This window comes from Pseudoalteromonas sp. MQS005, from assembly GCF_001661605.1.
Lineage (GTDB): Bacteria > Pseudomonadota > Gammaproteobacteria > Enterobacterales > Alteromonadaceae > Pseudoalteromonas > Pseudoalteromonas tetraodonis.
Window position 1 is genome coordinate 23,478 of sequence record NZ_LYRQ01000008.1, and the last position, 24,233, is coordinate 47,710.

Sequence of the window (24,233 nt, forward strand, 5' to 3'; positions counted from 1 at the left end):
CACAAGCACAAGGTTATTACCCCTGTGCTTGCTACGTTGAGTTGTTATTGTAAGTAGTCAACAACCAGTTGAGATAATGATTCTACGCCGAGTTGTAAGGCGCTTTCGTCAACATAAAACTGAGGTGAATGATTACTTGCTGCCGTTTTAGCGTTTTGATCTTTTGGAGTGACGCCTAAAAAGTAAAATAGCCCAGGGGTTTCAAGCGCATAATAACTAAAGTCTTCTGCGCCGGTAATTAAATCGGTGGTAATAACGTTCTCAGCACCAGCAATACGGGCAAGCGTTGGGGTCATTTTTTGGGTGAGTGCTACATTGTTTACTGTGACAGGGTAGCCGTGATCTATATGCACATCGGCTTTTGCACCAGCTGATTCGGCTACCAGCTCTGCGGTTTTAGCTAAACGTTTTTTAATATCGGCACGCATAGTTTGATCAAAGGTTCTAATGGTACCAATCAGCTCTACATTATCGGGGATAATATTTGAGCGTATGCCACCGTTAATCGCGCCAAACGAAATGACAGAAGGCGCTTTGGTTACATCAACTTGGCGAGAAGCGATAGTTTGGGTTGCCATTATAATTTGCGATGAAGCAACAATTGGGTCTACGCCATTCCATGGACGTGAACCATGTGTTTGACGCCCAGTAACGTTAATTGTGAAAGAATCTTCACTGGCCATTAGTGGCCCTTCACGAAAGCCAATTTGCCCTGTATTGAGTGAGCTGGTGACATGTAAACCAAACACGGCCTCAGGCTTTTGCTTAAATAAGCCTTCTTTTAGCATTAGCTCTGCGCCACCTTCTTCTCCCTCGGGGGCACCTTCTTCAGCCGGTTGAAATACAAACAGTACTTCGCCCGCTAACTGATCTTTTATTTTTACCAGTGACTCTGCCACGGCCATTAAAATAGCAACATGGGTATCGTGACCACAGGCATGCATTACGCCTACTTCATTGCCACGATAGGTTGATGTTTGTTTAGAGGCAAAGGGTAAATCAACTTGTTCGGTAACCGGTAAAGCATCCATATCAGCACGCAATGCGATTAGAGGGCCTTTTTTACCGCCACTTAATTTAGCCACAACACCGGTATGAGCAACGCCCGTTTGCACTTCAAGACCCAGTGATTTTAAATGTTCAGTAATGTACTTGGCGGTTTCAAATTCGCGATTACTCAGCTCTGGATATTGATGTAAGTGACGACGCCATGTAATGACTTTTTCACTCACACTTTGTGTTGCTTGTTCAAGTTGGGTGTTAACACTCGCGGCAAAACTAGGGGCGGAAATGGCGGTTAATAAAAAGCCACCACATATTATTTTTTTTATCATTATGATTCCTTGGTTGTTCGTATGTAACTAACTTACGCTATTACGCTGATAAAAAGTAGTGCCGTGCGATAGTTAACAAAAAAGTTCACGGTGTTTTCAATGGCGGTTTATAAAGCCCACAAACTGTTCCAAATAGCACAATAGTTTAGCGCTTTTGTCGTATTTTAACGCAGATATTTAGCCTTAACAGCGAAAATGATAACAAAATGTTGCATTTTTTAACTTTGTTCCCAATACTGGTCAATGCGTTGCTGTTACCATGCACCGACAACAGCGTGTAACAAGCTAAGCATAATAAAAATATTGAATCAGTTAAGGATTAATATGAACAACACACACATATTTAAACGCATCTCTTTATTTGCAGCAGCATTAAGCCTGCTAATGAGTTTTTCTGCGCTCAGTAAAGAGTATAAAGTAATTTTAATTCATGGTTTGCAGGTATCACAACTTACCAATAGAGCAGCCAGTGATGTGGTAAACGATGGACAAAGCTATTGGCAGTCTTACTGGGTGAACCGCGCAGATGAGCGCATCGATTGGCCTGCATATGAACGAATAGAAGGAAAAATCACCACCGATTGGGTATGGCCTAAACTACAGCAAATTTCTCGCTCAAATCTATGCGAGCCAGGCTGTGTATTTGTGACTCATTCAACCGGTGATTTAGTTGCCCGATATATTATAGATAACCAAGAAAACTGGCTTGCAAATGCCGGATTACAGCCGCTTAATATTATTGCCACCTTTGATTTAGCCGGTGCTGGTGGCGGCAGTGAATTGGCCGACTTAGCGGTGAGTACATTAACAGGCGCATCGTGGAATTTTGCTGTAGATGCCGCACTAACGTGGTGGTTAGGCAGTGAAGTTAATGAGGCGGTAGGCGTATTGCACGATTTAAAAGTAAATAATGCACGCAGAATTGCGCCATTACCTGATGCACGCACACCTCGTTTACGTTTTGTAGCCGATGGTAATGCTTACTTAGGTTTAACGGCTGGATTTTTACGCGGTAATGACGACTCGGTAGTGGCTACTCACTCATCATGTGGTGCAAGCTCGGTAAACTCATTTGGTAGCTGTAGCACCAATATTGACACTAATGGGCGTTTAAAATCGCAAGGTGATGCTGTTAATAGTTTTATGCCATATCATTATCCATTAATGATGACTAACAGTTACAGCCATAATGAGATTCAACAAGCGCAGCGCCAAGGAAATGTAACGATTGCGATGAATAACATTATGGTAGCTGGCGACACGCTAGGGTTTGAAACCGTAGATGAAACCACAGGTAGTTGGTTTTGGAAGAAACAATATCGTTATGTAAAAGACTCAGATAATTTGAGTGCATCGGCACTTATATATAATGTGATCCCGTAATATAAGCATACTTAAAACATCGTGTAGTATACGTACTACACGTTTTATATAGGATAACTAACCGATGAAAAAGTCCTACGTGATTGGCTTTGCTATCAGCATGGGCCTACTTATGTGGTTTTTAATTGATGAGGGTCATGCAAGTTACCCCCTAAAACAAGCCCCTCTCAATGATAAAAAGCCGATATCGACACCTCCAGCTCAGCAGCGCACGCTAAGCCAACCTGTGACAAAGGCAACAACAAAAACCAGCTTAGTAACTCAGTCAGCATTTGATGAAGACTTAGCCAAAGCGGCATCGGCGGTGGCACAACAGTATCAACAAAGTTTGGCGTTTCCGCCTTATTCACAACCATTAACGGTATATGATGAGGACAGACTTAAGCCAAATCAGTTCTTTCCTGTTAGCAGCCCAGTGGGTGAGCAAGGAGGGGAGTTAACAGTGAGCTTGTCTCAATATCGGTATGTGTATCCACAAGCTATAGAGCTAACCGTAAGCGCCCCAAATTTAGGTAAGGCGGTCGTAACACTCAGTAATACAGACACCAAAAAGTCGCTAAAAACTCAAAGTGGTGTGGCTCGTCAAAATGAGCTGGCAATGACATTTAAAGGTGAAGAAGACTATCCACGTAATTTACAATTATTAGTTGAAGCCGATATCGCGGGTAAAATAGTCCCGGTGGTGGCACAAATACATTATATGCCGCCTAGTGCAACCTTAACTGATTTTGAAAACGCCTATCCACGTAATGAAAACATGATAGTACCGGCCAATATAACAGTTATAAAAAGTGGCTTATACCGTTTAAGGGCTAACTTATACAGTGGCACCTCGCCATTGGCACATTTAGTTGCCAAAGCACGTTTAAATGAAGGCAGCCAACAAATTGATTTTAAAGCGCATTGGTCTGTTTTGCCCAAGCAAACGAATGATTTGCGGTTGAGCGACTTTGTTATTGAACGTATGTCGCCAAGCCCCGGTGAGCGTAACAGTTTTGGTGAAAGTGAAATTAGCGAGTTTACTATTGAAGATTTTGCTTACGATAGCTTACAACAGCTGCCTTATCAGGCGAATAAACAAGAAATGCAGAGTTTAGAGTTTTTACAAGGATTAGCTGCAGGTAAGTAGCAGCATAGAACAGAGTGTAGGGTTTGCATTACTGCAAACCCTTAAAAATTAGCTTAAATTAATAGTAACTACATCGGCTTGGTTTGTCTCATCTTGTTCAGAATTAACCGGCGCTTTTGGTATGTCGGGTTTATCTAACGCAATGTCGCCACCATCAATAACGTCACCGGTTTGCAGATTTGCAAAATCAAACAATTGGTTATCAGCTAAATGCGAAGGCACAACATTTTGCATGGCAGTAAAAATACTTTCTATACGCCCTGGGTGCTCTTTATTCCATTGCTCCAGCATATTTTTAGTGTGTTTACGCTGTAAGTTTTCTTGTGAGCCACATAAATTACACGGAATAATAGGGTAGCCTTGGCTGAACGCATATTTGCTTATATCGGCTTCTTTACAATAAGCTAATGGGCGAATAACCATATGCTCGCCATTATCACTCATTAGTTTAGCCGGCATACTTTTGAGTTTGCCACCGTAAAACATATTTAAAAACAAGGTTTCTATCATATCATCGCGGTGATGACCCAGTGCAATTTTAGTCGCACCTAACTCTTTAGCCGTGCGATATAAAATACCACGGCGCAAGCGAGAGCAAAGCGAGCAGGTTGTTTTACCCTCAGGAATAATATCAGTAACAATACTGTAGGTATCTTCTTCTACAATTTTGTATTCAATATTTAAATTATCAAGATACTCAGGAAGCACATGCTCAGGAAAACCAGGTTGTTTTTGGTCGAGATTTACTGCAAATAAATCAAACTTGATAGGTGCAACACGTTGTAAATGTTGCAACATGTCGAGCATAGTGTAACTGTCTTTGCCACCCGATAAGCACACCATAATACGGTCACCTTCTTCAATCATGTTAAAGTCCATGACAGCTTGACCTGTGAGGCGGCGTAAACGCTTTTGAAGCTTATTTAAGTTGTATTGAGCTTTGGCTTGAGCAGAATGAGACACTACGCCCCCTTATAAAATAGTACGGCAAAATTAATTGCTAAAAATAAAGGGGCGTATTATAAGTCATATGTAATATGGGAGCTACTGCAAACGCTAACTTTCTGCAAGCGGGCTTACGTACCCATCAGGTTTAAGTGCAAGTACATCACAATCAAGGCTGTCAATAACATGCTCAGCAGTGTTGCCTACTAAGGCAGCGCTTAAGCCAGTCCGTCCGACCGTGCCAATAACCACTAATTCGCTGTTTAAGCGTTTTGCAACATCCGGTATCACATCTTCTGGCAATCCCTCTTCAATAAAGCATTGTTCAGAGGTTAGGTTAAACTCATTAGCGAGTTCATTGGTTGATTCAATATGATGTTTTTTAACTGATTCGTTATATAACCCTGGGTTAAACTCAGGGATCTCTATGGCTATATTAACCGGTGTAGCAGGGTATGCATTGACTAAGTTAAGTTTAGCATTAGCCAGTTCACATAAAAATTGTGCATCTTTAATTATGCGTTTATTCAGTGACAGGTGCTGATCATTTTCACTGACTGCATTAACAGCCGCTAAAATATTCCCATGTGCTGGCCACGCCATATCTTTTACAAATAATACAGGGGTTGGGCATTTTCTGACTAAGTGCCAGTCTGTTGGCGTGAAAATAACCGCTTTAAGCGCACCATGCTGATGAGTACCTTTGATCACTAGGTCATATTTATCATTAATAACGGTATTAATAATGGCTTCGTAAGGGCGGTTATGCCAAATGACTTGGGTATTAATATTAATGTTTTGATAAGGAGAGACAAGATCTTTTAACCATAGTTCGCGATCTTTTAACACCGCTTTACGCATTGCTTCACGTTCATCACCAGAGAGCATAGTAGTCATTTCGTAAGAGAAATCGTACACCGTCATAAAGGCGGTAATGCTAGCCCCTGATTTTTTGGCTAAATCTATTGAACGCGCGAGGGCATTTTGATCGTCTTTAGTTGGGTCAATAACCGCGATAATACGTTTAATCGTTTCCATTGTGCTACTCCATTCACTTAACAGTTATACCTTGAGTGTAACGCAAATACACAACAGTTAAAGGGGTAGCACTAATATTCTTGTTCTATATCAATTTATTGATTTAATTAACGAGGCTTAACAATCGCAGCCGTTTTGGCTAAAGCGTCATTATCTAAAATAGTAATAAATTTACCTTCTACTTTAATTAAGTCGGCTTTTTGAAAACGGCTTAATAAACGGCTGATAGTTTCTACTGTTAAACCAAGGTAGTTGCCAATTTCGCCGCGAGTCATGGTAAATCTAAATTCTTTACGTGAAAAACCACGCTCACCAAAACGCTCTGATAAGTTATAAATAAAGCTAGCAAGACGTTCTTCTGCTGATTTTTTATTAAGTAATAACAGCATTTCCTGATCGTAGGTTATTTCACTGCTCATTAAACGCATTATTTGTTGGCGCAATTTAGGCAGTTTACCGGCTAGTTCGTCAAGAGTTTCAAAGGGAATTTCACATACCATTGAGGTTTCTAGTGCTTGAGAAAAACTTTGATGTTGCATTTTATTAATGGCGTCAAAGCCTACAAGGTCACCCGCTAAACGAAAGCCTGTAATTTGCTCATCGCCTTGCTCTGACAAGGTATACGATTTAAACGACCCCGAACGAACTGCATAAATTGCATTTAAAGGTGCGCCCGATTCAAATAAGTAGTCACCCTTGTGTAATGGTTTTTTTCGCTCAATGATCTCATCAAGTTTATCCATTTCTTGGCCATTTAAAGAAAATGGTAAACATAACTGGCTAATACTACAGTTATTACAGCTAATGGCACAATTACCTTTAGCACGACTTTGAGAAAAATCCATAAGTTCAATCCGTTAAATTTCTATGCACAACATTTACCAATGTTAATGCACTAGCTTGTCTGTTGCAATGATCAGAAGGTAGATACCATACCAAATGATAACACTGCCTAATATTATTCGCGTCCAAGGGTGATTAAAAAGCGTATTGAGCTTTTGTGCAGCCATACCTAAGGTGATCATGGCAGGGAACGTCCCTAGGGCAAATGCCAGCATAACCAGAGCACCATTTATGGCAGTGCCACTGGTCATCGCCCATGTGAGCGCAGAATATACTAAGCCGCACGGTAACCAGCCCCATAGTGCGCCATAACCAAGCGCTTTTAATGGGGAATCAATGGGCATTAAATATTTATTAAGTTTAATTAAGTGCTGCCAAATGAGGGTTTTGCCAAGTTTTTCGAGCCATTGTAATGTCGCGGCTAAGCGCATGATATAAACGCCGACCAGTAACATAAACACGCCCGCTAAAAATGATAAAAACAGCGCAAAGGCCGAGTTTTGTGTGGCAAATTGACTACTAATACCGGCAACAAGGGCACCAGCCAGCATATAACTTAGCGCTCTGCCGCTATTATAGGCTAGAGAATATAACCAAGTTTGGCGCTTGTTACTGGCTAATTGTAATGAGCTGGCAATGCCGCCGCACATAGCAATGCAATGGCCACTGCCAATCAACCCCATTAAAAAAGCGCTAACAAAAATTGGATCAATCATTACTTTTATTATGTTGCTCTTTATCGTCTTCAAACAAAATACTGTGGCCTTGCTTGTTTAAATCAGAGAATTGCTCGCCTTTTACTGCCCAAAAAAACACGCCAATGGCAATTAGTACAAACAAGATAGCGATAGGAACTAAAATATAAATTATGCTCATAACTTTAATAGCCTTAGTGAATTACATATCACAATAATAGAGCTGGCAGACATACCAATTACCGCCATCCAAGGCGCAACTAAACCCATAGCAGCAAGCGGTAATATAGAGCCATTATATAATAAAGAAAGCGCTAGGTTTTGCTTAATTATACGTCGTGTTTGCTTAGCAATCGTCAACAAATGATCAATAGAGGCTAAATCACTGTTAAGCAGCACAACATCGGCACTGTTTTTAGAGATATCAGCTCCTGTTTCCATGGCGATTGATAAGTGGGCGCTGGCAAATACTGGGCTGTCGTTTACGCCATCGCCAACCATAGCAACAACTTCACCTTGAGTTGACCAATGATCAACGGCGTCTTGTTTATCTTTTGGACTACAACTGGCTTGTACTGAATCAAGCTTTAATTTTTTTGCCACCTTGGCACCGGCATCTGAGGCGTCACCTGTTAGCATATGACAACTTAGATTGGCAGCCTTTAACGAGTTAATGAGTTTATCGGCATCTGTTTTTACTTTATCAACAAAGTAAAAGCGTGCAACGGGTTGCTTGTTTATGTAAAGGGTAGCTTGCGCATTGGTTTTTTTGGTATCAAACCAGCCACTTTTACCAATGGCGTAGTGCGTATTATCGTATTGAGCGCTGATCCCAACCCCTGGATGGAGCTGTACATCGTCAAATTTACGCTGACCTTTAAACTCTTTAAAGGCACTAGCAATAGGATGCTCAGAATAGCTCTCAAGCTGTGCTGCAATATCAAGAATTTGCTCTTTGCTGTACTTACCATCAAGTATGTCAACAACGTCGAGGCTAAATTTACCTTGCGTAAGCGTCCCGGTTTTATCAAAAGCAACTAAAGTAAGCTTTGAGAGTGTTTCGAGCACATGTGCTTGCTTAATTAATATTCCTTTACGAGTTAAGGTAGCCACAGCACACGTTAACGCGGTTGGAATAGCTAAACTCAATGCGCACGGGCAGGTGGCCACTAACACCGATATAGTGATCCAAAAAGCGACATCAGGGTCAATTTGATACCAGCCAATGGCGGTTAGAGAGGCAAATACCAGTAATACGGCAACAAACCACTGCGCTACTTTGTCGGTAATTTCTACTAACCGTGGGCGTTTTGTTAGGGCATTATGTTGCAGGCGAATAATTTGATTAAGCAGGGTATTTTGGCCCAGCTTATTGATTTTTATTTCAATAATACCATCATGATTAACCGTGCCCGCATATACGTTATGATCAATATACTTTCGTACTGGCTGATGTTCACCAGTCATCATAGACTCATCAACACTGGTGCTGCCTTTGACTAAGATGCCATCGGCAGGGATAGTTTCGCCTGCTTTTATTAAAACGATATCGTTAAGCTTGAGCTTTTTAGCGGCAATTATGTGCTCTTTGCCGTTTTCATCGAGTGTACGGGCAGTCAGTGGCAGTAGCTTTTGTAAGTTTGCTGTAAATTCACTGGCCTTTAAGCGCGCTCTAAATTCTAAGTATTTACCTAATAAGAGTAAAAAGGTAAACATACAAATAGATTCAAAGTAAACTTCACCGACTTCCATTACGGTGGCGTAACAGCTTGCACCATAGGCACCAAAAATCGCCAATGATACCGGTAAATCCATATTCAGTTGTTTTGCTTTTAAGCCGTTAATTGCATTACTTAAAAAGGGCAGGGCGCTGTATAAAATAACGGGCGTTGCAAGGATCAAGCTGATCCATCTAAAGTACTGTTCAAAGTTGCTGTCCATCCCAGAGAACATGCCAAAGTACATAGCAAAGGCAAACATCATCACTTGCATGGTCATTAAGCCTGCCACGCCGAGGCGGCGAATATAGGCTTTAGCTGTTTGTTGTTTTTGCTGGGCTTCTACATCTGATTGGAATGGATATGCTTCGTAGCCTATTTCAGCCAGTGAGGTGATTAGCTCACTTAAAGGGGTTGCGCTTTTATCCCATTGGATCATGGCGCGATTTGTTGAGGTGTTTACATCAACGCGCTTTACCGATTTAAGATTAAGTAATTGCTTTTCAATAAGCCAGGCACAGGCGGCGCAGGTAATGCCCTCAACACTGAGAAGCACCTCAGAGTTGTCGTTATGCGTACTGATAAACTCATCTTGAATATCTTCATTGTCATAGCTTTTAATAAAAGCGAGTTGTTCAGGGACGAGTTGCTCTACTTTACCGGCACTAACAGTGCGATATTTGTAGTAGTCGGTCATCCCTTGGTCAATGATATTTTGTGCAACAGCTTGGCAGCCAATGCAACACATTGGCTCAGCGGTATTGTCTATAACAACATGTGCGCTAAATCCAGCAGGCACACTTTCAAGACAATGAAAGCAATTTTTAGACATACTAAATACTACTTATAGTTAGGAGTCACTAAAACGGTGGCGGTGGTTGGTAAACTAACGTTTTCTTTCATTTTCCAACTGTTATCAACGGGTTCAATAAACACCGAATATGCGCCTGGTATATAGCTTTCTAATAATGCAGTGAACTCTTGATTAGCATTTGGGGTGAGAGTGGCCTCAAAATCGTGCGCTTTTATGGTACGGTGAAAAAACGACAATCTTAATGCGTGTATATTACTGGTATCGCCTTTGGTAAATTTAAAGCTGACACGCTCATCTGATACATTTAGGTCGCCATGTAAATACAACGCTTTTGCTTTATCAAACTTAACGAGTTCTAAGTTGATTGCTTTGCCTTTTTTATAGTAATCATCTACAACCATATCTGGGCCGTTACCAATGGCTGTAATAAATAAACTAATGCAGCCAATAATTGCAGCTAAAGGAAAGAAGATTAAAAACCAAGGCCAAAAATTTTTATACCACGGAGTCGGTTGCATAGTCGCTCTAAAATTGATGAATGTGCAGCTATATTATAATAAATAAAAGAAAAAGACTAAAAAAAAGCCTCCGAGTGGAGGCTTTTTTGATCTGAATTAATCTACTGAAATAAAAAGATTAAAACTGAAACGTTTTGTTAACTTTATCGTTATTTATCTTGCGATAAGCTGTAAACGTAAGCAGTTAATAGGTGAATTTTATCTTCGCCTAAAATCTCTTTCCAAGCAGGCATTACACCAGCACGGCCATGGTTAAGTGTTTCTTCAACAGCGCGTTGAGAGCCACCGTATAACCAAATGTTATCAGTTAAGTTTGGTGCACCAAACGGTAGGTTATGGGCAACTGAACCTTTACCATCTGGACCATGACACGCAGCACACATAGCAAATTTTGCTTTGCCTGCATCGGCATCTTTTTGGTTAACAGTACGGCCAGAGAGGCTAAGTACATAAGCTGTCATTTCTTTAACGCCTTGCTCACCTAATGCATCACCCCAAGGTGGCATTGCTGCAACACGACCTAAAAGTAATGTTTCTCTGATCTTGTCAGGAGAGCCACCGTACAACCAATCGTTGTCAGTGAGGTTAGGGAAGCCAGCACCACCACGAGCATCAGAGCCATGACATTGTGCACAGTTTTGTGAGAACAAACGTTGACCAATTTCAACTGCGAGTTGACCTTGAGTTTGCTCATGTTTAGTGCCGTTTTCTAGCGCAACTTGCTGTGCTGCATCACCAGCAAATTTAGACTCTACTAAATCTAGAACAGGTATTTGAGCCAATTCATTAAAAATAGGACCAAAACGCTCTTCAGCAGCGCGGTATTCAGCATCTAGCTTTACAAAACGGCCATCTTCTTTCGCTTCAAGGACTGCTTCTTTCGATTCAGTTAAAGAGGTAATACCTTGGTTTGAGCTTGTCCATTTTGCTAAACCTTCCCAATTACCTAAACCTGGGTAGGCTGCTAAGTAATAAACAGACCACACAAACGTTGCGAAGAACATGTAAGTCCACCATTTTGGTAGTGGATTGTTTAATTCTTCAATGCCATCATATTCATGTCCGCAGCTTTCACCTTCAGGTACACCAACGTAGTTTTTTAAATTCCACACGAGTAAACCAAACAAAATGAAAAGACACGATAGGGTTAATACAATAACCCATATACTCCAAAAGCTAGTCATTTCTCAGACTCCTTTTCCTCGTTAGAGAGTGTATTGTTGTGTTTTTTTTCATCTTCAAATATGACATTAGCAGCGTCTTTAAAACGACTTTTACTGCGCTTACTATATGCCCATCCAACAATCACAATAAATAATACTAAAATTACCAGAGTCAAAATGCCTCTGTATGTCCCGTAGTCCATAATAATCTACTTCAAATGTGTGCCAAGTTGTTGCAAATAAGCAATAAGGGCTTGCATTTCTGTTGCACCTTTACCGTCATTCATTGCGTCAACTTTAGCAATGTCAGCGATTAGTTCTTCATCGCTGCCGTAACCCAAACCATCGTAACGGTCGGTACGGCTGTCGATTCCAAATTTATCACGGAAGATTTGTAGCTTTTTCAGAGTAAGGCTAGTATCAAGCGTATTCTCTGCTAACCAAGGAAAGCCTGGCATATTCGACTCAGGAACCACGACACGTGGGTCAACTAAGTGTGCATAGTGCCAGTCGTCTGAGTAACGTTTACCTACACGAGCAAGGTCAGGTCCAGTTCGTTTAGAGCCCCAAAGGAAAGGGTGATCCCATACTGATTCACCTGCAACCGAGTAGTGACCGTAACGCTCAACTTCGTCACGAAATGGACGGATCATTTGTGTATGACAAGTATGACAACCTTCTTTAACAAATATATCCCGTCCTTCCATTTCAAGCGCACTTAATGGGCGTAACCCATCAACGGGTTTAGTTGTATCGTCTTGGAACATTAGTGGAGTAATTTCCACGAGTGCACCAAAGCTGATTGCAAAAACAGTCAAGATGGCCATAAGGCCGATGTTTTTCTCGATTATTTCGTGTTTATTTTGCGAATTTTTATTGCTCATTATCTGACTCCGTTATGCTAACTGCGCTTGTTCATCAAGTTCTAGCGAATTATTTTTCGCTGAAACTGTACGATAAACGTTATAAGCCATAATCAGCATACCTACGACGATGAAAACACCACCTAAGAAACGCATAACGTAGAAAGGATGCGAGGCTTCTAACGACTGAACAAAGCTGTACATTAATGTACCGTCAGAGTTAACTGCACGCCACATTAGACCTTGCATTACACCTGAAATCCACATTGCAACAATGTATAAAACAACACCCACTGTGTGTAACCAGAAGTGTGTATTGATTAATTTAATGCTGTACATACGACCTTGTGAGAATAACGCCGGAATAAGGTGGTAAATAGCACCGATAGAAATCATCGCAACCCAACCTAATGCGCCTGAGTGTACGTGACCTACAGTCCAATCTGTGTAGTGCGATAACGCATTTACAGATTTAATTGCCATCATTGGGCCTTCAAACGTCGACATACCATAGAAAGACAATGAAACCACTAAGAAACGTAAAACTGGGTCAGTACGTAGCTTATGCCATGCACCTGAGAGCGTCATAATACCGTTGATCATACCCCCCCAAGACGGTACGAATAAGATAATAGACATCACCATACCTAAACTTTGCGTCCAATCAGGAAGTGCAGTGTAGTGAAGGTGGTGAGGACCTGCCCAAATGTAAAGCGAGATAAGAGCCCAAAAGTGAACAACCGATAAACGGTATGAGTAAACAGGGCGACCCGCTTGCTTTGGCACAAAGTAATACATCATACCTAAGAAGCCAGCTGTTAATAGGAAGCCAACGGCATTATGACCGTACCACCACTGAACCATCGCATCAACAGCACCTGCATAAATAGAGTATGACTTAGTTAGCGATACAGGCACAGCCATACTATTTACAATATGTAATACCGCAACAGTAATTATAAAGCCTGCATAGAACCAGTTAGCCACGTAAATATGCGCTACTTTACGTTTAGCAATAGTACCCATAAAGACAATAGCGTATGTGACCCAAACGATGGCAATTAAGATATCGATAGGCCATTCAAGTTCTGCATACTCTTTTGTGCTTGTTAAACCCATAGGAAGTGTTATTACTGCAAGAACAATCACTAGCTGCCATCCCCAAAAGGTAAAGGCGGCTAATTTATCTGAAAGAAGGCGCGTTTGACATGTACGTTGTACGACGTAATAAGACGTCGCAAAAAGAGCACTTGTACCAAATGCGAAAATTACTGCGTTCGTGTGTAACGGACGAAGTCGAGAGTAAGTTAACCATGGTGTGTCAAAGTTAAGTGCTGGCCAAGCTAGTTGGGCAGCAATCAGAACCCCAATACCCATGCCAACGATGCCCCAAATCACTGTCATAATAGCGAATTGGCGTACAACTTTATAATTGTACTCAGTTTGTGATGCTACTGTTTGGCTCATTTTCTGGCTTCCGCTGCAATAAATGCGTTTAGAAATGAATTACCTACTTGTAAAAGTAGGACCTACTACTATTCCAAAGTATACTATCTAAAACCCACAATATGTGGTGTTAAAGATAATAATCTCAAGAAATACTTGTTTTTTTTGCGGTTGAAATGATAAATTTTTTGGCCTTAAAAAGATAGGTCAATTGCGTAATAATATGACATCAATCAAACTTTATTAACTTGCTGTCTATTTTTTGAGGTGATTTGTACCTTACTTGCCCATTAAAGCCGATAATCAACCAACGTGCCCAAATGTTGGGCTAATACATTAGATACTTTGAGAACCTGCATGTATATATATAGAGTATGTTTACTTTCTTTTCTACTATTCTTACTAGGTTGTGACTTTTCTGGATCAACATCAACACCAAAAGTAAATCAATCACAAACAGAGTGTAAAAATAACAACCCGTGTATTTTTCCAAATCAAGTTAAAGTTTGGCTAAGCGAAGAAACCCTATCACCAGAGACACCGTTTTCAATTTACACTCAGTTACCGACTGGTGTAACAATAACTGCAGCTAAATTAGAAGGCGTTAGCATGTATATGGGTTACATTCCCGTACAATTTAAAAATCAGGGCAGCGTTTGGGTAGCTAATACCATGGTAGGGATTTGCTCAGAAAAAAACATGGTGTGGAAGCTTATTCTTACTACTGTCGATACAAACACTGGCATAAGTGAAAATGTTGAATATTTTTTTAACGTTACCTATTAAAGGCTTTCTACTCAGGCGTGGTTTTTAACTGCGCCATTCCCGTAAAATTATAGCGGCAAAGCCAAATGCCTCACATTTAATAGTTATCTGCAATTAAAGTACATCTGATAAAATAACCATTCTTAATATAGCTTTTACATATCCATTTACCTTCCAAGTTTATAACTTAAGCTCTGCTTGGCTTACTTATTCAATTGTGCTCATACGTGCAATAAAGCACCCATGTCATTAATATGTAGATTTATCTAATGGATCCACTTTGATAGCCGTTTTTAGTTTAATTGGCAGCCCGTCTTAAACCTTCAATACACATAAAATTTGCATGATTAAAACTTATAACAAAAAAATTCAGACTAAATAAACAATCTACTTGCATAAATATGGTTAGTAATTAACACCTAGTTTTACCGTTTTAATAACGAGCTGTGATTAACATGTTAATTTTCCTGTTTAGGGCACATTATTGTAATAATTACATTTGATTACAAACTCTACTCATTTGATTTCAGCTGTGTTTTTTATGTGATTGCTTGGTCTTTAGTTTATGATTTTTAAATGTTTTTATTAATTAACAATGAAACATACTGTAACCTTTGTTCCTTTCGTGGGACGTCTTAATTTTCATTGGTTGCATAGTGATCGTTCGTTAAGTTTTCATTCAGTTAAAGGCGCCTAAGTTGCTCCCGCTCACTCAAAATTCTCATAAAAGTGAGCATTACCAATTTAGGTAAATTTTCAACAAGTAGGGTTCATCCATGAAAAAATCAACTCTTGGTTTAGCTGTAATTGCAGCGATCCCAATGTTCTCAAGTGTTCAGGTTTTAGCTGCAGACGAAGCAGCAAAGTCAATTGAAAAAATTCAAGTAACGGGTTCTCGTATTAAGCGTTCAGATATGGAAACTGCTAGCCCAGTTACACTTATCGGTGCCGATGAAATTAAAGCATCAGGTGCAACATCTGTAGATAGCGTATTACAACAAATGACGGCTACGGGTGGTGCAATGACAAACCCTGGCGTTAATAATGGCTCTGGCGGTGGTGCATCTATAGATTTGCGTGGTTTAGGTTCACAGCGTACTTTAGTACTTGTTAATGGTCGTCGTATGATCAATTCAGGTACTGGTGCGGCTTCAACGGTTGATTTAAATACTATTCCAGTATCAATGATCAAACAAATTGAAGTACTTAAAGACGGTGCTTCTGCTGTATACGGCACAGATGCTGTAGCGGGTGTTGTAAATATTATCCTTAAAAATGACTTTGAAGGTTTAGATTTAAACGTCAACACAGCCATGACTTCAAAACATGATGCGTCAGAAACATCAATCGACTTTACCTTAGGTACAACATTTGACAAAGGTAATATGGTTTTTGGTATTCAATACACTGATCGTGGTGAAGCAAGTCAAGGTGATCGTGGTTTCTCATCATGTCCTTTATTTGAAGGCGAAAATGGACTTTTCTGTGGCGGTTCTTCATTCAGCGAAGGCGGCCATATTTACAATGTTAATACAGCTAATATCATCAACGATAAAGGTGAAATCGAGAAGCAGGGTGTTGCTGACGATGCTGGTTTAAGTGGCCTTGGCGGTAACTTACACCGCTATACCGATGAAAACGATGCATACAACTATGCGTCTAAAAGCTACCTATACACACCTATGGAACGCTTAAACATCACAGGTTTAGGTAATTATGAACTAAATGATGACACAATGCTTTTCAGCGAGTTTACCTATACTAAGCGCTGGTCAGAGCAAAAGTTAGCACCACAGCCTATCAACTTTGGCTTTAAATATACCGAAGATATGGGTGACAGCTTACTGTCACAAACTTATGATAAGCGACAAGTCGTTAACGGTGCATTTGTAAAAGATGCTAATGATAATTACGTTACAACACCGACTAATTACGCCTATGGTGATGAAATAAGCTACCGTCGTCGTATGGCTGAAAGTGGTACTCGTGACTTATCGCAAACAGTTGATACTGTTCGTGTTGTTGTGGGTGCTGAAGGTATTATTGGTGATTATTCATGGGATGCATCAGCAAACTTTGGTCGCAATGATTCTGTTGATAAAATGAGTAATCTGCACAACGTTTCTGCAATCACAGAAGACTTAGCTGCAGGTACATTTAAGCCTTTAAATGAGGCATCTTGGTCACAAGAAAACATTCAAGATTATATATACACAGAGCAAAACTCAGGTGGAAGCCAGTTATTTATTTTGGCAGCTTCATTATCTGGTGAAATGTTTGAGCTACCTGCAGGTTATGCTGCATTTGCAGCGGGTGTAGAGCGTCGCCAAGAAAAGGCATGGTATAATCCTGATTCAATTGCTGCTCAAGGTCTAGGTAACGATCCACGTGTAGATCCAACAAGTGGTGGGTTTGATGTGAATGAGGCTTATGTTGAGTTTGCATTACCCTTACTATCTGAGCTTCCATTTGCAGAGTATGTTGAATTAAGTGCGGCAATCCGCGCGTTTGATTACAGCACTTTTGGTTCTGATGAAACATGGAAACTTGGTTTTACTTGGAAAGCAAATGATGAATTGATGTTCCGTGGCGTACGTTCAACCGCATTCCGTGCTCCAACGGTAGATGAGCTTTACTCAGGTAATGCGCCATCTTATGAGCAAGTAAAATACCCAGGTGCTGATAGCCAGGCAGAAGTAACTGTGGGCGGTAATCAAAATCTAACACCAGAAGAAGCTGATACTTTAACGTTTGGTGTGGTGTACGAACCACAATGGTTTGAAGGTTTCTCAATGACCGTAGATTACTACGACATTGAAATCGAAAATGCTATTTCAACATACAACAACCAATTCGTTGTTGATCAATGTATTGGTAATTCAAACAGCAGTTCAAACGAACTTTGTGCAAGCACAGGTGCAATTTTACAAGCTGATGGTCGAATTGTTTTCAATAATCAGCTTCGTAATATTGGTTCTGAAAAAACATCTGGCATTGACTTAAATCTGAAGTATTCATTTGATGCATTAGGCTTAAGCTGGAGAGCTGGCCTTGATACAACATATTTAGATGAATACGTTGTTGATACGGGTGCTGTTGTAGATTACGCTGGTTACATTACGGGTGGAGCTGGTAGTTACGCAGATATCAAATCAAACTTTAACTTAACAGTTAAAGGAGATAACTGGGATGCAACTTATGAAGCACGCTACATTGCTGGCCTAGATAGCTTCGCATGTATTGATGGTGAGACATGTTATGCACCTTCAACGCCTTCAGTTGTGTACCATGACATTAGTGGATCTTACTTAATTAATGATACAGTGACATTGTCTGCAGGTGTTAATAACTTATTTGATAAAGAGCCACCGTATTACTCAGGTAATAACGATTCAAACACTGACCCGTACACGTTTGATACGTTAGGTCGTCGTTTATTCGCTGGCGTAAACGTTAAGTTCTAATTTTAATTCATTAGAACTACTAAAAGGCCTAGTTTTTACTAGGCCTTTTTTGTTGAACAAAATTAAAGAGGCACGTAAACTCAGGTAGATAACCGAAGGAGGCATCATTGTTAAAGCAAGACGAAAATTTATCGTTTGTTATTGAACCGCAACTATCACCGCGTGCAGAGCAGCGTCTCGATCTTTATTTTTCTATCCCAAACGAAATGGGTATTAACGCGCAAACACTCAGCGAAGAGTCTTACTTTAATAACCAATTTAAATCTTTTGTAGCCTATAACGCGAATAACATTCATCTTCCATTGGTACGAAGCCGCTTTGTGAGTAAAAACAAAGGTGAGCAGCAAGATTACCGACAAAATTTAAATTTATATTGTTATCAAGTGCGTCTGGCAATTGATGCCGATATTAAAGATGCGTTAAAAATTCAAGAAAGCGATGAGTTTTATCAACGAGCCATGGAGCTTTGCGAGCAAAGCCAAAGCCTACTTAGAAAACTCAGACGTTACACCCCAGATAACGAAAAGCTGATCCCGTTTTATACTAATGCTGATAACTACCTAAGCTGGCAAATTGAACAAACTTTTTTAAAGCTACTTGATGAAGGCCCGCGTAGTAGCGATCACGCTAAAGAACGAAACGACTTATTAAACTTTTGTAAGTCAGAGAGTGAGTATCGAGCAGAGCAGCAATATAATTCTGATTCAACACTTAAAGACGCCAACAGAATTACTAATAAGATGCGTTTACTCCAGCGTTTAATAGAGCATGGAGTGATTTTACAGCGCCAAACACGCTATCTTAATAGCTATTTAAAGCGGTTGGTAAAAGGCTCTGTAACAGCTGTTATAATGGCTTTTGTGATGGTGGTTATTTTAAATGCGCGCTCTACCTTTACTGAAATAACCGCTTCATTAATTCTAATTTTAGGGGTTATTTACGGGCTAAGAGAAATATTTAAAGAAGATATTACCCGTATTATTTGGCGTGCTATTGTGCGAGGGCGGCCAAAATGGCGCTTTATTTTTAAAAACAGTATCACAAAAGATAAAGTGGCGAGTCAGTTTATTTGGTTAGAGTACACCCGGTTTAAAAAAATCCCCAAAGAAGTGAGGAAAATTTTTTCTAAGCGTCGTCAGCAAAACAAACAGGCGGCGCAATGGCTGCATTTTGCTAGTGAAACCCGGGTAAGTGCTAAAGAATTTTTGCCAGGCTACGATAGCTTGCAGCAAACGCTGCAATTTAATCTCGCGCCGTTTGCACGTTATTTAAAAAAAGGGGAAGGGAAGCTCTATCATTTAGAAAACAATAAAATTTCTAAACAGGGAGTAGAAAGGCGCTATCAGTTAAACATGGTATTGGTTCTAACCGAACCGGATAAAACGCTCTATCAGCGTTACAAAATCACTTTAAACCGCAGTAAAATAGTCAACATAGAGCTTATTTACACCAGCGATGCAAAAAAAGAGGAATAACATACGTTATTCCTTTGTTGTCCTTATTTATCCGTTAGCCCTTTTTTGCTGTAAAGCGTTACTTTGTCTGATACCAAGGTAATTTCGATGTTTTTAGCGTCATCACCCCAAGTACAGCTAGTATGTAATGTTTTTTCTACACAGTTATCAGCACTGCCTAAAATGGCTTCAACTTCTGTTTTGTCCATACCAATTTTAATTTTTTCGTAATTTTCCATGCTTACTTTTGAACAAGCAGCAAGACTCAGTGCTGCAGCAATTATTAGGAGCTTCTTCATTATTATTTTCCTACTGTTAATGGTTAAATTTTCGAATTTGTACAATCATACCCATACGAGGATGATCAAAGTAATGAATATCTTCGCTGAAAACGCGTCTAAATTGTGAAAAACGGGCTGATTCTAGCTCACCATTATCTTGCTTTTCACTAATATCGAAATCCGCATTAATGTATAAATAATGGCGTAAATGTATTTTCAATAAGCCATCTAACTCCCATTTCATGGTCGGAGACTGTGCTTCATTAAACAATGGCTCAGGAGTATCAAGTAAGCTAATAAAGTCGGAATTGGCGTAACTAAAACCGGTGTTCATATTGTTTTTTAATTTGTTGCCTGCAAATAAGTGCATACTAGGGGAGCGTGATTTACTTGCGCCTTCAAACCGCCAGCCGGTATGTAATAAAGGGGTGAGTCCTTTGCGGTCTAAAGCTTGACGTTGTTGTTCAAACTGCAGTTGTTCAGGAGCGAGCAGATAAGTTTGCTCCATCGTATCTTGTACTGGTGCTTGAGGGGTTACTGGCAGCACATCGTAACTTTTTACATAATCAATGCTGTCGTTACACGCTGCAGACTGTGGGTTTGAATTAACCAAAGTGTCAGCAAATGTACGTGTTTGAAAGCGTGGGTCACCGTTTATACACGCGTCCATTGCTTGGTTTTTATAAGCAGAGGCCAATAAATCTAAGGTGTTTTTATCTTCAATGGCGTCATGCTTTAAGCTAAAGTCTTCTTGTAAGTAAGGAGCAGGGCGCTGTTTAAATATTAACACCTCTACTTCAAACCAGCGCTCTGCAAATGCAGTACTGCTAAATAAGCAGCATAAAATAACCAGCGATTTTTTCAGCAACATTAATGGCTAACCTTTTTTTCGAAATCTGCAATCATAGCAGTGATCATTTTTAAGCGTTCACGGGCATTCGCCTCGCTAATGGCAAAGCGTAATTTATTTGCGCCATCCATTTTATAAATGTGTGGCGCACTTTGTATCAAACCAATAATGAAGCTAGGATTAACCTTGGTATTTTGACTAAACTCAAAGTAGCCTCCTTTCGGGTTAGCTTCTATTTTGGTTATGCCCAAATTGCTCGCCTGCATTTTTAGTTGTTGTAAGCTAAACAAGTTTTTAGCTGCATCGGGTAATAAACCAAAGCGATCTATCAATTCTACTTGCAGTTCATCAATATCAGCAAGGTTAGCACAACTTGCTACACGCTTGTACATACCTAAACGCGCGTTAACATCATGAATATAATCATCAGGTAACAAGGCAGGTAGCTTTAAATCAACTTCGGTTTGTTTTTGTAATAGATTTTCAAGGGTTGGCTCTTGACCATTTTTAAGCGCGTTAACAGCCTGTTCAAGCATTTCCATGTATAAATTAAAGCCAATGGTTTGCATTTGTCCAGATTGATCGTCTCCTAATAGCTCACCGGCACCACGAATTTCTAAATCGTGGGTTGCTAAGGCAAAGCCTGCGCCTAAATCTTCTAATGAAGCAATGGCATCTAAACGCTTTTTCGCATCTTTAGAGAGAGCTTTAGGGTTACCTGTGAGTAAATAAGCATAGGCTTGGTGATGACTTCTACCAACACGTCCGCGTAATTGATGCAGCTGAGCAAGACCGAGTTTATCGGCTCTGTCCATAATAATGGTATTTGCTGTGGGTACATCAATGCCGGTTTCAATAATCGTAGTACATACCAGTACATTGTATTTTTGGTGATAAAAATCGGTCATGATCTGCTCAAGCTCTTGCTCTCGCATTTGCCCGTGGGCTGAGGTAACTGTTGCCTCAGGCACCCATTCGCTAATTTCTTGAGCAACACGCTCAATGGTTTCTACATTGTTGTGTAAAAAGTACACCTGGCCGCCGCGTTTAATTTCACGCAGTACCGCTTCGCGAATAAGCTCTTCGTCGCGTTGGCGCACAAAAGTTTTAACGGCTAAGCGTTTAGCCGGTGGGGTAGCAATAATAGATAAATCGCGCATACCACTCATGGCCATATTTAAAGTACGGGGGATAGGGGTTGCGGTCAGGGTGAGTATGTCAACATCAGCTCTCAGGGCTTTAATTTTTTCTTTTTGGCGCACCCCAAATCGGTGTTCTTCATCAACAATTAACAGGCCTAAGTCTTTAAAATTGATGTCTTGTTGAATTAGTTTGTGCGTGCCAATAACCACATCAAGCTTGCCATTACTCATTTTTTCAAGGGTTTCTTTTTGCTCTTTGGTCGAATTAAAACGTGACAGCACACCCACTTCAATTGGAAAATCAGCAAAGCGGTCTTTAAAGTTATCGTAGTGTTGTTGAGCAAGTAGGGTGGTAGGGACTAAAATAGCAACTTGCTTATTATCGTTAACCGCAACAAAGGCTGCACGCATTGCTACTTCGGTTTTACCAAAGCCTACATCACCACAGACTAAGCGATCCATGGCTTGTTTTGATTGCATATCACCCAGTACAGCTTCAATAGCGTTACGTTGATCATCCGTTTCTTCAAACGGGAAGCTATCACTAAATTGACGATAAGCTTGGCCATCCAGCATAAATTTATTACCCGGCTTTGCTTGGCGCTGAGCGTAGATATCGAGCAATTCAGCAGCGACATCGCGTACTTTTTCAGCGGCGCGTTTTTTTGCCTTATCCCACGCATCAGAGCCGAGCTTATGCAGTGGGGCACTGGCTTCTTCACCGCCAGAGTAACGGCTAAGCATATGAAGAGCTGATACCGGCACATAGAGCTTTGCTTCACCCGCATAAATAATGGTTACAAATTCAGTAACCACACCGGCAGCATCAATTGTTTGCAGTCCTTGATAACGGCCCACACCATGGTCAAGGTGCACAACCGGTTGGCCTTCTTTTAACTCTGCTAAGTTACGAATTAGCGCATCTTGGCTTGCTTCATACTTGTGCTTACGGCGTCTGCGTTGTGATACTTTAATTCCAAGCAATTCTTGCTCAGTAATAATGCTCAGGCTAGGTTTTGTGCTAAGCACGACACTTTGTTCAAGTGGGCTTACAATTAAACCAACGTCACTACTGCTGTTGGTAAATTGCTCAAAAGTATCAAATTCTTTAAATTTTAAGCCGCTGGGTTTTAATATACTCAGTAAGGATTCACGTCGACCATCCGACTCAACACTAATGACAACTCGGCCTTTTTTCTTTTTTTGCTCTGCCACATAGCTAATGAATGCGTTGTAAGGTTCATGTTGTTTATGATCAATGCGGACATTGGGTAATTCATTAACGGCAAGGTTTTTATTGCCGGCTTTAGTGCCCAATTTTGCTTGCGATAAACGAATGCGGCCATAATTACCTAAGTTTGAAAATAGCTCATTGATTGGCTGGTACAATTCATCCGGTGGTAAAAGTGGGCGCAAGGGGTCCACACGGCGGTTTTCATAGCGTACATTAACATCGTGCCAAAAATTATCCGCCGCATGTTCTAAATCGCCTAATTGCATCACGGTCGTTGATTCAGGCAAATAGTCAAAAATAGTCGCCAAGCCATCAAAAAATAATGGCATGTAGTATTCAATACCTCCAGGCCAATTACCTTTACTAACTTGCATATATACAGAGTCTTGTTCTGCGCTTGCGCCAAACTTTTCACGATAGTTTATTCTAAAGCGTTCAATATCCGTATCGTTAGTGGGGAACTCATGGGCAGGAAGTAACTCAATTTTTTCTACTTTTTTATCTGAGCGTTGTGTTTCCACATCAAATAAGCGAATGGTATCAAGCTCGTCATCAAAAAAATCGAGCCTAAATGGGTGTTTACTGCCCATCGGGTATAAATCAACAATAGAGCCACGTATTGCATATTCGCCATGCTCCATAACTTGTTGCACGTGCATGTAACCCGCTTGCTCTAAGTTTTCACGCAAAGCGTGGGTGTCTAATCTATCGCCCACTTTAAAATTAAGCGTTGAACCGTATATAAACGAAGCTGGGGCCGTGCGCAGCATCAGCGTTGATACAGGCATAATGAGTACGCTTTGTTGCTCGTTTTTCAGGGTATTAAGCGTTGCTAAGCGCGCTGAAATAATATCTTGATGGGGCGAGAAGTGGTCATAAGGCAATGTCTCCCAATCCGGAAATATCATTACCGGGTTATCCGGAAGCAAATACTCTAATTCAGTTTCAAGGCGCAAAGCACTTGGTGTATCTGGCGTAACTATTAACACTAAGTTATCTTGTTGTTTTACACCTTGTGCAATGGCAATGCTCAAGCCACTGCCTAAAAGCTCGCCCCATTGAATTTTATCTTTTTGAGATTTTACCCAAGGCAAGGCTGCCCATTGCTCAAACGCCATTAATTACTCCATTAAATTAGGCTCTTAGCTGCTAAG

The 24,233-nt window shown here is 40.5% G+C and carries 20 protein-coding genes; 5 read left to right on the forward strand and 15 right to left on the reverse strand.

Annotation, left to right across the window (positions count from 1 at the left end):
* Positions 1–44: 44 nt before the first annotated feature.
* Positions 45–1,334 carry an amidohydrolase gene (locus A9479_RS04760; RefSeq protein WP_064662832.1) on the reverse strand — a complete coding sequence of 430 codons (1,290 nt, stop codon included), beginning with the start codon at positions 1,332–1,334 and terminating at the stop codon, positions 45–47.
* A gap of 324 nt (positions 1,335–1,658) precedes the next feature.
* Here A9479_RS04760 and A9479_RS04765 point away from each other — a divergent pair, with 324 nt between their 5' ends.
* A complete protein-coding gene (locus A9479_RS04765; protein WP_064662833.1) occupies positions 1,659–2,717 on the forward strand; it encodes a hypothetical protein in 1,059 nt (352 codons plus the stop codon).
* A 64-nt stretch (positions 2,718–2,781) separates the two neighbouring features.
* Positions 2,782–3,846: a hypothetical protein gene (locus A9479_RS04770; protein ID WP_064662834.1), complete on the forward strand. Its 1,065-nt coding sequence runs from the start codon at positions 2,782–2,784 to the stop codon at positions 3,844–3,846.
* A gap of 48 nt (positions 3,847–3,894) precedes the next feature.
* Here the strand turns inward: A9479_RS04770 and ttcA are convergent, their stop codons facing one another.
* From ttcA to ccoN, 11 genes are all read right to left on the reverse strand, one after another.
* Positions 3,895–4,809: a tRNA 2-thiocytidine(32) synthetase TtcA gene (gene ttcA, locus A9479_RS04775; protein ID WP_064662835.1), complete on the reverse strand. Its 915-nt coding sequence runs from the start codon at positions 4,807–4,809 to the stop codon at positions 3,895–3,897.
* A gap of 93 nt (positions 4,810–4,902) precedes the next feature.
* Positions 4,903–5,829 carry a universal stress protein UspE gene (gene uspE, locus A9479_RS04780; protein WP_064662836.1) on the reverse strand — a complete coding sequence of 309 codons (927 nt, stop codon included), beginning with the start codon at positions 5,827–5,829 and terminating at the stop codon, positions 4,903–4,905.
* 107 nt (positions 5,830–5,936) lie between these two features.
* Positions 5,937–6,674 carry an FNR family transcription factor gene (locus tag A9479_RS04785; RefSeq protein ID WP_064662837.1) on the reverse strand — a complete coding sequence of 246 codons (738 nt, stop codon included), beginning with the start codon at positions 6,672–6,674 and terminating at the stop codon, positions 5,937–5,939.
* Between the two features lie 42 nt (positions 6,675–6,716).
* A complete protein-coding gene (locus tag A9479_RS04790; RefSeq protein ID WP_064662838.1) occupies positions 6,717–7,388 on the reverse strand; it encodes a sulfite exporter TauE/SafE family protein in 672 nt (223 codons plus the stop codon).
* On the reverse strand, positions 7,381–7,548 hold the full coding sequence (gene ccoS, locus A9479_RS04795; protein WP_008109812.1) for a cbb3-type cytochrome oxidase assembly protein CcoS: 168 nt from the start codon (positions 7,546–7,548) through the stop codon (positions 7,381–7,383). The genes A9479_RS04790 and ccoS overlap by 8 nt, the downstream gene beginning before the upstream one ends.
* Positions 7,545–9,917 carry a heavy metal translocating P-type ATPase gene (locus A9479_RS04800; protein ID WP_064662839.1) on the reverse strand — a complete coding sequence of 791 codons (2,373 nt, stop codon included), beginning with the start codon at positions 9,915–9,917 and terminating at the stop codon, positions 7,545–7,547. The genes ccoS and A9479_RS04800 overlap by 4 nt, the downstream gene beginning before the upstream one ends.
* Before the next feature lie 8 nt (positions 9,918–9,925).
* Positions 9,926–10,417 (reverse strand): FixH family protein, encoded by a 492-nt coding sequence (locus A9479_RS04805; RefSeq protein ID WP_024601378.1) that lies wholly within the window; start codon positions 10,415–10,417, stop codon positions 9,926–9,928.
* A gap of 149 nt (positions 10,418–10,566) precedes the next feature.
* A complete protein-coding gene (gene ccoP / locus A9479_RS04810; protein ID WP_064662840.1) occupies positions 10,567–11,601 on the reverse strand; it encodes a cytochrome-c oxidase, cbb3-type subunit III in 1,035 nt (344 codons plus the stop codon).
* A complete protein-coding gene (locus A9479_RS04815) occupies positions 11,598–11,783 on the reverse strand; it encodes a cbb3-type cytochrome c oxidase subunit 3 (protein WP_064662841.1) in 186 nt (61 codons plus the stop codon). Before A9479_RS04815 ends, ccoP begins: the two co-directional genes overlap by 4 nt.
* Before the next feature lie 6 nt (positions 11,784–11,789).
* Entirely contained in the window at positions 11,790–12,464 is a 675-nt protein-coding gene (gene ccoO / locus A9479_RS04820; protein ID WP_064662842.1) for a cytochrome-c oxidase, cbb3-type subunit II, read from the reverse strand.
* 12 nt (positions 12,465–12,476) lie between these two features.
* Positions 12,477–13,910, reverse strand: coding sequence for a cytochrome-c oxidase, cbb3-type subunit I (gene ccoN / locus A9479_RS04825; RefSeq protein WP_064662843.1), 1,434 nt, complete (start codon positions 13,908–13,910; stop codon positions 12,477–12,479).
* 336 nt (positions 13,911–14,246) lie between these two features.
* Between ccoN and A9479_RS04830 the strand changes: the two genes are divergently transcribed.
* From A9479_RS04830 to A9479_RS04840, 3 genes are all read left to right on the forward strand, one after another.
* On the forward strand, positions 14,247–14,675 hold the full coding sequence (locus tag A9479_RS04830) for a hypothetical protein (protein WP_013464671.1): 429 nt from the start codon (positions 14,247–14,249) through the stop codon (positions 14,673–14,675).
* 755 nt (positions 14,676–15,430) lie between these two features.
* The gene (locus tag A9479_RS04835; protein WP_013464672.1) at positions 15,431–18,118 is read left to right on the forward strand and encodes a TonB-dependent receptor; all 2,688 of its coding nucleotides are present in this window, start codon (positions 15,431–15,433) and stop codon (positions 18,116–18,118) included.
* 107 nt (positions 18,119–18,225) lie between these two features.
* The gene (locus A9479_RS04840) at positions 18,226–19,593 is read left to right on the forward strand and encodes a hypothetical protein (protein WP_013464673.1); all 1,368 of its coding nucleotides are present in this window, start codon (positions 18,226–18,228) and stop codon (positions 19,591–19,593) included.
* A gap of 23 nt (positions 19,594–19,616) precedes the next feature.
* Here the strand turns inward: A9479_RS04840 and A9479_RS04845 are convergent, their stop codons facing one another.
* From A9479_RS04845 to mfd, 3 genes are read right to left on the reverse strand one after another with little or no spacing between them, the layout of a single operon-like run.
* Positions 19,617–19,871 carry a DUF3862 domain-containing protein gene (locus A9479_RS04845; RefSeq protein WP_064662844.1) on the reverse strand — a complete coding sequence of 85 codons (255 nt, stop codon included), beginning with the start codon at positions 19,869–19,871 and terminating at the stop codon, positions 19,617–19,619.
* Positions 19,872–19,887: 16 nt separating this feature from the next.
* Entirely contained in the window at positions 19,888–20,724 is an 837-nt protein-coding gene (locus A9479_RS04850) for a peptidoglycan binding protein CsiV (RefSeq protein ID WP_064662845.1), read from the reverse strand.
* Entirely contained in the window at positions 20,724–24,197 is a 3,474-nt protein-coding gene (gene mfd, locus A9479_RS04855; RefSeq protein WP_064662846.1) for a transcription-repair coupling factor, read from the reverse strand. The genes A9479_RS04850 and mfd overlap by 1 nt, the downstream gene beginning before the upstream one ends.
* Positions 24,198–24,233: the final 36 nt, after the last annotated feature.